11 protein-coding genes are annotated in these 12,207 nt (G+C 50.4%); 3 read left to right on the top strand and 8 right to left on the bottom strand.

Annotated elements, in window-relative coordinates:
* Window positions 1-130 precede the first annotated feature (130 nt).
* Window positions 131-1,612, top strand: a complete 1,482-nt coding sequence (locus AAH187_RS09970) for an NAD-dependent malic enzyme (RefSeq protein ID WP_342348308.1) — start codon at window positions 131-133, stop codon at window positions 1,610-1,612.
* Between the two features lie 36 nt (window positions 1,613-1,648).
* Here the strand turns inward: AAH187_RS09970 and AAH187_RS09965 are convergent, their stop codons facing one another.
* The 8 genes from AAH187_RS09965 to AAH187_RS09930 form a co-directional block, all read right to left on the bottom strand.
* Window positions 1,649-2,458: an undecaprenyl-diphosphate phosphatase gene (locus tag AAH187_RS09965; RefSeq protein ID WP_342348307.1), complete on the bottom strand. Its 810-nt coding sequence runs from the start codon at window positions 2,456-2,458 to the stop codon at window positions 1,649-1,651.
* Window positions 2,459-2,525: 67 nt separating this feature from the next.
* The gene (gene rfbD / locus AAH187_RS09960; protein WP_342348306.1) at window positions 2,526-3,362 is read right to left on the bottom strand and encodes a dTDP-4-dehydrorhamnose reductase; all 837 of its coding nucleotides are present in this window, start codon (window positions 3,360-3,362) and stop codon (window positions 2,526-2,528) included.
* A complete protein-coding gene (rfbC, locus tag AAH187_RS09955) occupies window positions 3,359-3,913 on the bottom strand; it encodes a dTDP-4-dehydrorhamnose 3,5-epimerase (protein WP_342348305.1) in 555 nt (184 codons plus the stop codon). Before rfbC ends, rfbD begins: the two co-directional genes overlap by 4 nt.
* A 6-nt stretch (window positions 3,914-3,919) precedes the next feature.
* Window positions 3,920-4,795, bottom strand: a complete 876-nt coding sequence (gene rfbA, locus AAH187_RS09950; RefSeq protein ID WP_342348304.1) for a glucose-1-phosphate thymidylyltransferase RfbA — start codon at window positions 4,793-4,795, stop codon at window positions 3,920-3,922.
* A 71-nt stretch (window positions 4,796-4,866) separates the two neighbouring features.
* Window positions 4,867-5,961, bottom strand: a complete 1,095-nt coding sequence (gene rfbB / locus AAH187_RS09945; protein WP_342348303.1) for a dTDP-glucose 4,6-dehydratase — start codon at window positions 5,959-5,961, stop codon at window positions 4,867-4,869.
* Window positions 5,962-6,037: 76 nt separating this feature from the next.
* Window positions 6,038-7,867, bottom strand: coding sequence for a glutamine--fructose-6-phosphate transaminase (isomerizing) (glmS, locus tag AAH187_RS09940; RefSeq protein WP_342348302.1), 1,830 nt, complete (start codon window positions 7,865-7,867; stop codon window positions 6,038-6,040).
* A 129-nt stretch (window positions 7,868-7,996) separates the two neighbouring features.
* Window positions 7,997-9,514: a bifunctional UDP-N-acetylglucosamine diphosphorylase/glucosamine-1-phosphate N-acetyltransferase GlmU gene (gene glmU, locus AAH187_RS09935; RefSeq protein WP_342348301.1), complete on the bottom strand. Its 1,518-nt coding sequence runs from the start codon at window positions 9,512-9,514 to the stop codon at window positions 7,997-7,999.
* A 35-nt stretch (window positions 9,515-9,549) separates the two neighbouring features.
* A complete protein-coding gene (locus AAH187_RS09930) occupies window positions 9,550-10,227 on the bottom strand; it encodes a DUF502 domain-containing protein (RefSeq protein ID WP_342348300.1) in 678 nt (225 codons plus the stop codon).
* A 160-nt stretch (window positions 10,228-10,387) separates the two neighbouring features.
* Here AAH187_RS09930 and tmk point away from each other — a divergent pair, with 160 nt between their 5' ends.
* Both tmk and holB read left to right on the top strand, forming a co-directional pair.
* Complete coding sequence (gene tmk / locus AAH187_RS09925) at window positions 10,388-11,188, top strand: dTMP kinase (RefSeq protein ID WP_342348299.1); 801 nt, start codon at window positions 10,388-10,390, stop codon at window positions 11,186-11,188.
* Entirely contained in the window at window positions 11,148-12,179 is a 1,032-nt protein-coding gene (gene holB, locus AAH187_RS09920; protein WP_342348298.1) for a DNA polymerase III subunit delta', read from the top strand. Before tmk ends, holB begins: the two co-directional genes overlap by 41 nt.
* The last annotated feature ends 28 nt before the right edge of the window (window positions 12,180-12,207 follow it).

The raw sequence follows: 12,207 nt of genomic DNA, 5'->3' as shown, positions 1-12,207 counted from the left end.
GCCCATTTCCGGCAGCCAGCTCATACCCCTAACTTGGATTATCCGATACAATATCAGTGAAAGGCCTGAAGCCTATGGTTATCTCAATCAAGACTGACCCATTTCGCAACTGAAGAGGAGGTAAACATTAGTGTGGAATTTTTTTAAGCGACAGCAAAATGGTCAAAGTTCCTCGCAAGATATTGGCCCCTATTCCAATTACCGGATGGCCGTGCGCTTAGAATTGACTCAACGGACCGGGGTTTTTGCACAACTCGCCACCGCCATCGCGGAGGAAGGTGCCAGTTTGGGCGCGTACGATATGGTCTCGGCCACTCGCACCAAAGTGATCCGGGATATTACTCTGGATGTCCAGAGTGAAGAACATGGCGAACGGGTCATGAAACGGCTGAATTCGTTGGCGGATGTCCGGGTCATCGCCTCTTCGGATCGGATTTTTCTCATGCATTTAGGAGGAAAAATCCGTGTGGAGAGCAAGTTCCCCGTGAAAACCAGAAATACCCTGTCCATGGTCTATACGCCTGGAGTCGGGCGCGTCGTCAAAGCGATTGCCGCGGATGAGAAAAAAGCCTATTCTTTTACGACGAAAAGTAACAGCATTGCTGTCGTAACGGATGGATCGGCCATTCTGGGATTAGGAAATCTCGGTCCTCTTGCGGCCTTACCGGTTATGGAAGGCAAAGCCATGTTGTTTCATCAATTTGCCGGAATCGATGCCTGGCCTCTCTGTCTCAATACCCAGGATTCGGAAGAGATTATCCGCACGGTGCTAGCCATTTCTCCCTCATTTGGAGGCATTAATCTGGAAGACATCAGTGCTCCCCGATGTTTTGAAATTGAGCGCCGCCTTCAGGCCGAATTGGATATTCCAGTGATGCATGATGATCAGCATGGAACGGCTGTGGTCATTTTGGGTGCACTTCTTAATGCCTTAAAAGTCACACGCCGAACCATCGATGAAATTACGGTCGTGGTCGTGGGATTGGGAGCCGCAGGCACGGCCTGTTGTGAATTACTTTTAGGAGCCGGAGTTACCAGGCTGAAGGGTTGTGACAAGCAGGGCCTGGTGTTGGATCGACCGGTGGAAGACGTTCTGCCCCATCGCCATGCTCTTCGCAGCCTCGTTCAGTATGATCAGCCGACGGGAACGATTCAGGACGCCCTGAAAGACGCCCATGTGGTGATTGGTCTTTCCACAGCCAACATTTTAAAACCCGAAGATTTAGCCCTCATGGCCAAGGATCCCATTGTGTTTGCCTTAGCCAATCCTGACCCCGAAATCTTACCCGAGGCAGCCATTCCCCACTGTCGTGTGTACGCCAGCGGGCGATCGGATTATCCCAATCAATGCAACAACCTCCTGTCGTTCCCCGGCATCTTTCGTGGCGCACTTGATGTGCAAGCCAAAACAATTAATGAACCGATGCTCATTGCTGCCGCTCATGCCCTCTCAAAGATGATTCCTGACTCCGCGCTCAGTGAGGAGTACATTATTCCCAGCGTATTCGACAAACAGGTCGTTCCCAAAGTCGCCAAGGCCGTCTCTCAGGCAGCGATTGATTCCGGCATGGCCCGCCGGACAAAAAAGGACATGGAAGAGGAGATGGAATAACAGGAAGTCACCTGAAGGGAAGAAAAATAGCGGGATTTACTTCAGCGTATCCCAAAGGAGAATGCTGATTCCGAGTGGCCACAGATAATAGGAAAATAAGTGGAAGTGATCCTGTCTGACGAGTTTAATGATCAACGAAATAGATCCATAGCCCACCAAAGCCGCGACCACCATTCCGACCACATAGACTCCTATCGGTTCATGCATCTGATCCATTCCCTTCCCAATTTCCAAAATCGTCGCTCCCACAATAGCCGGCATAGAAATCAAGAGAGAAAACCGGGCCGATAACTCACGATCCAAACCCAATAATACTCCACTGGCAATGGTTGATCCGGACCGGGAAATCCCGGGGAGGACCGCTACCCCTTGCACAATACCAATCGCCAGTGCATCCCGAATGCTCATGTCCTGGATACCCCTGGCGCTGTTTCTCCCTCGCCCCAACCAGAGAATCACTCCCGTGATCAGCAACATGACGGCCACAACGGAGGGCTGGACTAATGTTTCAAGACCGATGGATCGAATAGCCAATCCAATGATCGCAGTGGGGATGGATGCCAGCAGGACATAATGGATTGTCCGCCGCTCATATCCTTGAAACAGGCTGCCCTGTGTTGTGGTCCATCCAACATATCCCAACCCCAGAGTGAGGAGATCATGACGAAAATACACCAGGATCGCGGTCACCGTCGCGAGATGCAACATAATGTCATACAACAAATTGGTCTCACTGAAATGACCAAACCAGTGTTGAACCAGGACCAAATGTCCGGAAGAGGATACCGGGAGGAATTCCGTGAGTCCTTGAATGACCGCAAGCACCACCGCTTCGATGTAGCCCATCGGTTATGAATGCCTTTCTTTTACTTGTTGATCAACAGAAGATCATTCACCGAACAGATGACGACTCCTAGCCTTTCCACTGACTGGCAAAATCACGAACGCCCTCTTCCCAGGATGGCAACTCAATCAAGGGGTTCTGTAAAGAGGTCAACACGGCATAGGGTGGCCTTCGAGCAGGTCGAGGAAATTGAGCGGTGGCTATAGGCACGACCGAAGTTTGAATATCCAACGCCTGATAGAGTGCTTGGGTCAATTCGTACCAACTGGCTCCGCCCGAACCGGCCATGTGATAGGTCCCAAAGGCATCGGTCTCACCCAATTGGAATACTGCCTGGGCGAGGTGAGGGGCAAAGGTCGGTGACCCATACTGGTCGCTGACGACTTTCACAACCTCCCGTCCCGCCATTCGACAAATCGTACTGGGAAAGTTCTTCCCCACAGTATGATAAAGCCAGGCCGTCCGGACAATAAAATGCCGTGGGTTTGCTATCCGCACCGCCGCTTCACCGGCTAATTTACTCTGCCCATAAACGCCTAATGGATTCGTACGATCGAATTCATGGTACGGTCGATTCTGCTGCCCATCAAATACATAATCAGTAGAAAAATGTATCAGAGTCATTCCCAGATCATTCGTCACCACTGCAAGATTTCTCGGACCCAGGGCATTGCCCCGGTATGCCGCATCCTGTTTCACTTCTGCCTCATCTACCTGCGTATAAGCGGCGGCATTGATCACGATGTGTGGTCGTAGTTGATCAAGGGCTTTCTTGACTTCCTCAAACTGCGTGATATCCAGGTCCTGGAGATCCCAGGCCGTGACCTCGTGATCGGCATACTGCCGTTGTAGCGCCTGTCCTAATTGCCCTTGAGCCCCTGTGATTAAAATTCGACTTTGCCTCATGGTTGATAATCAGGAAGTTGATCGCACAGGTCATCAAGTAACTGCCCCGCAGCATCCTTTGTAGAGAGAAGTGGCCGTTCGATCCGCCATTGAATGCCAATACGTGGGTCATCCCATCGAATAGTCACTTCACCGCCAGGCGCATAGACATCGGTACATTTGTACTCCACTTCCGCCACATCGCTGAGGACACAAAATCCATGGGCAAAACCCGGAGGAATATAAATCTGTTTGAAATCCTCTGCCGATAAGTTCACTCCCACCCATGAGGCAAAGGTCGGCGACCCCTTTCGAATATCGACCGCGACATCAAAAATTTCCCCACGGATCACCCGAATGAGCTTCCCTTGTGGACGAGTCATTTGAAGGTGAAGACCACGAAGTGTCCCGCGGACCGACGATGAACAGTTATCCTGCACAAATGGAAGCGGGATCCCTGCCTCCTGATACTTTTGTACATGATACGTTTCTAAAAACCATCCACGTTGATCCCGATACACATCAGGCTCAACAATCAGAACCCCCGGCAGCCTGGTTGGACGAAATTTCATGCCTGGTTACTCCTGCCCCTGATTCATCAGATGCAGCAAGTACTGCCCATATCCGTTGTCTTTCATTTTCGTGGCTAAACGCAACACGTCACCTGATTGAATGTAACCCATTTTGTAGGCAATTTCTTCAGGGCAGGAAACCATCAAGCCCTGCCGTTCTTGTAACACTTGGATATAATGAGCCGCTTGCATGAGGGATTCGTGAGTCCCCGTATCCAACCAGGCAATGCCACGCCCCAGCACCCGCACATGCAGCAATCCGGCCTCTAAATAGGTTCTATTCACATCGGTGATTTCTAACTCTCCTCTAGCCGAAGGCTTGAGAGAATCGGCCATGTCCACAACCTGATTGTCATAAAAATATAACCCGGTTACCGCATAGGGTGATTTGGGATGGAGGGGCTTTTCCTCCAGGCTGGTGGCTTGTCCGTGATCATTAAAGGTCACCACACCGTATCGTTCAGGATCCCGAACCTGGTAGGCAAAGACTTGCGCACCTGAGGCCTGAGAGGCCGCTTCCTGAAGATAGCGGGACAGCCCATGCCCATAAAAAATATTATCACCAAGAATGAGCGCCACCCGATCCTGCCCGATAAACTCACGCCCAATCACAAAAGCTTGCGCAATGCCCTCCGGTCGGGGTTGGACTTGGTAGCGGATCGATAACCCGAGATGACTGCCATCACCTAACAATCGGACAAACCCTTCCTGCTCATGCGGAGTCGTGATCACCAGAATCTCCCGGACTCCAGCAAGCATGAGGGTCGACAACGGATAATAGATCATCGGTTTATCAAAAACCGGCATGAGTTGTTTGCTGACCGCGTGGGTTAAGGGATAGAGTCGGGTTCCCGATCCACCCGCTAGGATGATTCCCTTCATTGTGCCTCTTTGCATCCCAATGTCTTCATTATTTTCATGTCATATTGCCATACGAGATTACGTCTTTGCCCCTATGTTGATGGGACAGAGGCTAACCCGAGTCGTTCCCGTTGATAGGAGTTCGTGGTCACGGCCTGACACCATTGACGATTGGCAGCGTACCATTCAATCGTCCACTTCAATCCGGACTCGAAAGAGTGGCGTGGGCTCCACCCCAATTGCGATTGAACTTTAGTGGTATCAATTCCATAACGAAAATCATGCCCGGGACGGTCAGCCACAAATACTTTCAGGTCTGCGTATCGTGTGATGCCACGTTGAGACAGGGAAGGATTGGAACCACCTGGTGCGACATCTTCCAAGATCCGGCATAGGGCATCGACGACATCAAGATTCGATCGTTCCGAACGCCCCCCAAGGTTATATTTTTCTCCAGGCGTTCCTTCCTGAAGAACCAGGAGTAAGCCTTCACAATGGTCTTCAACAAACAACCAGTCCCGTATATTCTGCCCGTTCCCATAAATCGGAAGATCTTTCCCTTCTAAGGCATTCAAGACCATGAGAGGAATGAGCTTTTCGGGAAATTGAAAAGGCCCATAATTATTGGAGCAATTGGTCATCAACGTCGGAAGCCCATAGGTGTGATAAAAGGCTCGCACCAAATGATCGGCACTCGCTTTCGAGGCCGCATACGGAGAATTAGGGGCATAAGGGGTCTCTTCGGAGAACAACCCTGTTGGGCCTAAGGTTCCATACACTTCATCTGTCGAGACATGCAGGAACCGGAATTCCCGTTGATGCTCGGGAGTGCGATGCTTCAGGAAACGCCGGACCACGTCTAACAACACCAGCGTTCCCGTGACATTGGTATGGATAAAGGGATACGGATCGTCAATGGACCGGTCCACATGCGATTCAGCGGCAAAATTCAACAACCACCTGGGAGAAAATGAATCCATGACCCGGGTCATTTCTCCCGCATCGGCAATATCTGCCTGGATAAAATCCAAATGGGGATGGTCCCATAATCCCTCAAGGCTTTCTCGATGACCCGCATACGTCAATTTGTCCACGACGACAACCCGTGCTTCGGCCTTGCGAAGAGCCATCCGAACAAAATTGGCGCCAATAAATCCCGCGCCTCCTGTCACAATCATGGTCTCCATGATTCAGTACTTTCCAATTGATAGAAACCTTGGGGACAAACCAGGATAAACTCTGGTGGGATATCGGAAGGACGCCTTACTCAACCGTCACACTCTTGGCAAGGTTTCTTGGACGGTCAATATCGACGCCTCGCAACACCGCGATATGATAGGCCAGCAGTTGAAGGCCGACGGTAAACAAAATCGGGGTCAAGAGCGCGTGGACAGCAGGAATCGCAAACACGTGATCGGCAACCTGATCCAAGGCATGATCCCCTTCGGTCACAAATGCAATCACGGGGGCACTCCTGGCGCGCACTTCCATCAGATTACTGACAGACTTTTCATAGAGCCGGTCTTTCGGCGATAAGACAACCACGGGCATGTCTTCATCAATCAACGCAATTGGACCATGCTTCATCTCCCCCGCTGCATATCCCTCTGCATGGATATATGAGATTTCTTTGAGTTTCAAGGCACCTTCCAGGGCGATGGGATAATTAATCCCACGACCCAAATACAAAAAATTTCGTTTTTGATAATATCGATTGGCAATGGCTTGAATAGCCGTTTCCTGCTTGAGAATATACTCTACCTGGCCGGGAAGCTTGAGGAAATGATCCAACCACCACCGCCCTTCCTCCGGACTTAACGTGCCACGTACCCGTCCCACATGCAAGGCCAAGAGATATAAGGCAATCACCTGCCCGGTAAAGGCTTTCGTGGAAGCCACGCTAATTTCAGGCCCACATCTTGTGTAAATCACCCCATCGGCTTCACGAGCCAGAGTACTCCCCACCACATTCACAATCGCCAGGACACGAGCCCCTCGGTGCTTAGCTTCCCGTGCCGCCGCCAATGTGTCCGCCGTCTCGCCTGATTGTGAAATAGCAATAAATAAATCGTCCTTTTGAATCATGGGCTCCCGATACCGGAACTCGGAACCAATATCCACCTGAACAGGGCGTCGAATCATTTCTTCGAATAAATATTTCCCGACGAGCCCTGAGTGCCAAGACGTCCCACACGCAACGATCCAGATTCGCCTGGCATTGAGCAACTCCTCGTCAGTCATGGCCAAATCGGGAAGATCCGCTTCGCCCGTTTCATATTGAAACCGGCCGCGAAGCGTATCCATGATCACTTGCGGCTGTTCATGGATTTCCTTCATCATAAAATCCGGATAGCCCCCCTTTTCAGCCGCCTCAGCATCCCAGTCAATGGTAACCGGGTTGAAATCTTTCGGTTGGCCGACCGAATCAAAAATGGTTATTCCGGAATTCTCTAAAATGCCGACATCTCCGTCTTCTAGAAACACCACCTCCCGTATATGGGCGAGGAGAGGAGTGACATCAGAAGCCAAAAAGGCTCCTTTTCCATTCTGACCAATCACCAGGGGACATCCTGAACGACTGACAACGATGCGTCCCGGCTCAGCCAACGACATCACGGCAATGGCATAACTCCCATGCAGGTCATTGGCCATTAATCTGACCGCCTCTTGAAGCCCATGCCCTTTTAACGTGAGCGAGGATAAAAGATGTGCAATAACCTCAGTGTCGGTTTCAGACTCAAACCGATAGCCTTCTAATTCCAATCGATGGCGGAGATCTAGAAAATTTTCAATGATACCGTTATGGACGAGGACGATCTCTCCCGAACGGTGAGGATGGGCATTTTGTTCAGATGGCCGACCATGCGTGGCCCAACGAGTATGACCGATTCCTATCGTTCCGGCGACATCCCCATTTTGCAAAACGGCCTGGAGATTGATGAGCTTGCCTACCGTCCTTCGAATCTTCAGCTCTCCATTATGTTGAATCGCAATCCCGGCGGAGTCGTACCCTCGATATTCCAGCCGTTGCAGCCCGGCTACTAATATAGGGGTCGCCGATTCACCTCCAACATATCCGATGATTCCACACATAATCTAACGCTCCTTACATCTCATCATTTTTGTAATTGTATTGGAAAGATCAGAATGGGATCGATCAGTGAAGACCGGAGCGGAAACACATGAGTCCAGCCAGACATCACTCGACTTCGTTCATCAATATTAGTCACTAGACAGAGTCTTTTTTTGTTCAGGGTTCGGTCGGAGTGACGACTCTTCCGGGTCATCATGCTGTTGGGCCTGAACATGGGCAGCTGAGGAAGAAGCCAGAATTTCCCGCCGTTTCGCCGCCGTACCTTCTTTATTGATTTGCGCCACTCGAGAAATTCCCAATGCATTGGGCGGAACATTTTTCGTAACGGTGGTCCCTGCCGCAATCAACGCCCCTTCCCCTATCGTCACCGGGGCAATTAATTGCACATCGCTCCCAATAAATACATTGTCCTCAATCTGTGTTCGTGCCTTTCGAAATCCATCGTAGTTACAGGTAATGGTCCCTGCGCCAATATTCACATTCCGCCCAATCACGGTATCGCCGAGATAACTCAAATGATTGACCTTAGACTCTTCTCCTACTTCAGTCTGTTTCAATTCCACAAAATTCCCAACTTTGCCTTTTCGATGAATGAGGCTACCCGGACGCAAATGCGCAAAAGGCCCAATGGCCGCCCCTTCTTCTACCGTGGCTTCCAGCAACACACACGAATCCTGAATGAGAACATTATTGCCGACCCATGAATTATTCAGCCTCGAATTGCCATGAATAACGCAATTGGTTCCAATGACGGTCCGGCCTTCAAGCATGACTCCAGGATACAGGCTGGTATCCCTTCCAACCTCAACCCCTTCGTCAACCATCACACGCTCCGGATCCAGCATGGTGACCCCTGACAACATGAGACGCTGGCAAATTCGTCGTCGCATTTCTTTCTCGGCAACGGCCAGGTGTTCCCGTGTGTTAATTCCAGTCGTCTCCAAATGGTCATTTGTTATCCATGCCACAACTTTCAAGCCTTGCTGAACAGCCATTTCAATAATATCGGTGATGTAATATTCCCCTTGAACATTTTGCGGACGCAGTTGGCCCAACGCCTTCCCAAGGAAGGTGGCATCCACAACATACGTCCCAACATTAATCTCCGAAATGTTGCGTTCTTCTGCTGAGGCATCTCGATCCTCAACGACTCGACACACCTCCCGGGATGAACCGCGAACGACCCGCCCATAGCCACCTGGCTCAGGAAGGATCGTGGTTAAGAGGGTAAGGCCTGCCTCCTCAGATTCATGGCAATCAACCAGCGCCGTCAGGGTATCCTGGGTTAATAAGGGGGTATCTCCATTGAGAATTAAGATTTGGTCCGCCCGCCTGGAGACGTCTCGGATACAAACTGGATAAGCCTGTTGAACGGCATGCCCCGTCCCCAGTTGTTTCTCCTGGATCACCACTTCATACGGCTCAAAATTGGCCTTTTCTTGTTCAAGGTAGGTCTGGACCTGTCCCGATCCATGGCCCACCACAATGGCAACGGTTTGTGTCGCCACTTTCCTGGCCAAGGTGGCGGCATACCACAGCATGGGACGACCGGCAACACGATGCAAAACTTTAGGCAAAGCCGATTTCATCCGGGTACCCTGCCCCGCAGCCAGAATCATCGCGGCCGTGTTTTTTTTACCACTCATTACGCTTATCATACCCTTGGTAAAAGGTTACTTGTTTATGGGGTTTGGACTTTTTGTGAGTCCTTGAGAGTCATTCTATCGCGTTTTTTTGCAATTTCAATGCTAGAGGATTTATCGGGAGGAGAATAGAACCCGCCTGAAACAATAAGCTTCATGGCTTCCTCGACTCCCATATCTACAGGGATAATTTCTCTCTCGGGAACCAGGAGAAAATATCCGGAAGTGGGATTCGGAGATGTGGGGACAAACACATGGACCAGAGGCTCTGGAGCCAGACTCTGGATTTCCTTTCTGGTCTCCCCCGTGACAAACGACAAACAATAGTGCCCCTCTTTTGGAAATTGAATCATCACCACTTTGTTATATTTTTCGCGTTGTTTGAAGGACAAAATATCCATCATCGACTTTAATGTGGCATAAATACCACGTACAATCGGGACGCGGTCTAAAAATTCTTCCCACCGGACAACCAATCGTTTACCCAAAAAATTGGTGGCAAAGACCCCAGCAGAAAAAATCAATAGCAATAATGCCAATATACCTAGACCAGGGAAGTAATAATCGGGCAACACCAAATCCGCTAGTGCCGTCCCAAGAATACTATCCACGGTCACAAACAGGGTTTTTAAAATAAGGATGGTTCCCCAAATTGGGGTAATCACCAGCAAGCCTGTCAAAAAATAGCGTCTGAGGGAGGCGCGAAGGGTATTCATGAAAAGATTGCCTTGTACCCGCTACATTGGCAGGCAGGGTCACTACTAAGGAAGGAAGCCACCAGGATGCTACCGCATCTTACAATTAGGACTGGATTCCCGCAAGACTTTTCTTGCGAATTTCAATGACTTAGACTAGGATCGCTCAGGGTAAATTACCATGAAACCGAGAAACCACAGAAACGGAAAACGCGACCTGCCTTCCGGGTTATTCATTACCTTTGAAGGCCCAGAAGGGTCCGGAAAAACCACGCAATGCCTCCGGTTGGCACGGGCACTTCGTGCTCAAGGCTATCAGGTATTAGAAACTCGGGAGCCTGGGGGCACCCCCTTGGCCGAGGCCATTCGTCGTCTTTTGCTTTCCTACTCCAAAACGAAATCCAACAATGAAATCATCACTCCCGAATGTGAAACATCTCTGATCCTGGCTTCAAGATCCCAACATGTGGCTCATGTGATTCGGCCAGCTCTTGCCAAAGGCATGATTGTCCTATGTGACCGGTTTTTTGATTCGACCCTGGCCTACCAGGGATACGGACGACACCGTGATATGACATTTCTGAAGCATTCCCATCAATTTGCCACCGAAGGACTGACTCCACACCTCACGTTTCTACTTGATCTCCCGACCCAGGAGGGGTTGGCCAGACGACAACAGGCCGGGCACCAAAATCGACTTGACCAGGAATCCTTGGATTTCCATCAACGCGTGCGTCGAGGCTTCCTCGTCCTCGCCAAGCAGCACCCCAAACGCATTCAAAAATTGGATGCCAGGCAATCCCCGGATATACTGAACACGCTCATCGCGTCCCTGATGTCACACCTCATTCAGGCGATACCATCGACATGCCTGGCTCACGCAAATCATCAACCCCGCCGCCCTATCAAGCGCATCCAGACCAACAAAGGGGCCACTCAACATGGCATTTCGAGATCTCGTCGGACATCAACAACCAATTAAGTGGCTCCAAACAGCAGTCTCCACGAATCATCTGGGGCATGCGTACCTGTTTCATGGAGAACCGACCATAGGAAAACGACTCACAGCTATTGCGCTTGCCCAATATCTGCATTGTGAGGTCCCCCAGGTTGCTCCAACCCCCGATGCCTGCGGCCTCTGCCGATCATGCCACCAAATTGCCCAGGCCACCCACCCCGACTTTTTGTTAGTTCAACCGGAAGATACGCAAAAACAGAATCCAAAAATTACCATTGACCAAATTCGCGACATCGAACACCTGGTCATTTATCGTCCTCTCCTGGGATCTCATAAAATATGTCTTATTGATCAGGCCGACTCAATGACCACGGAAGCGGCCAATGCCTTGCTCAAGACATTGGAGGATCCGCCAGACCATTGCCTTTTTCTCTTGATCACCAGCCGTCCGGAGCACCTACTGCCGACGATTCGATCCCGATGCATTACGTTACGATTTGCGCCCCTTCCCTCTTCCAGCATTTATGAATTCCTGAGGGAACGGACGGATAGAGAAGCCTCGGATGCCCGGTTAATCGCGGCATTTGCGGAAGGCCGATTGGGCTCAGCTTTGTCTTGTGACCCCACAGAGTTAAAAGTGAAACTCCGTCAGTACTGGGCTCTCCTCTTTGGGGAACATACTAAGTCGGCTTCACGGGTGATGGATATGAGTGAAGGGCTGGTCAAATCCAACCAGGTACAGGAAGCCATTCATTGGTTTTGGGCAGGGCTCAGGGATTTGCTATTGTTGAACCTGGATCATTCCTTGTCTCCCACGCTGTACCAGGACCAGGAGGCAGCTCTTCGCGAGTTGGCCCAACAGATTACCCCTTCTTCACTTCTCACCTTAATCCATGAACTCAACCAACTCGAGCGAGGGCAACAACGAAATCTTAATGTGCAAATTGGATTGGAGCAATTTTTCTTTCATCTCCACGACCAATTGAAATTATCCCATTCACCAGAGCTCGCTTAACCATTAATTACCTGCTTACCCCGGTTCT

Source organism: uncultured Nitrospira sp. (genome assembly GCA_902500695.1).
In the GTDB taxonomy this organism is placed as follows: domain Bacteria; phylum Nitrospirota; class Nitrospiria; order Nitrospirales; family UBA8639; genus Nitrospira_E.
This window is presented reverse-complemented; position numbering and strand designations above follow the sequence as displayed.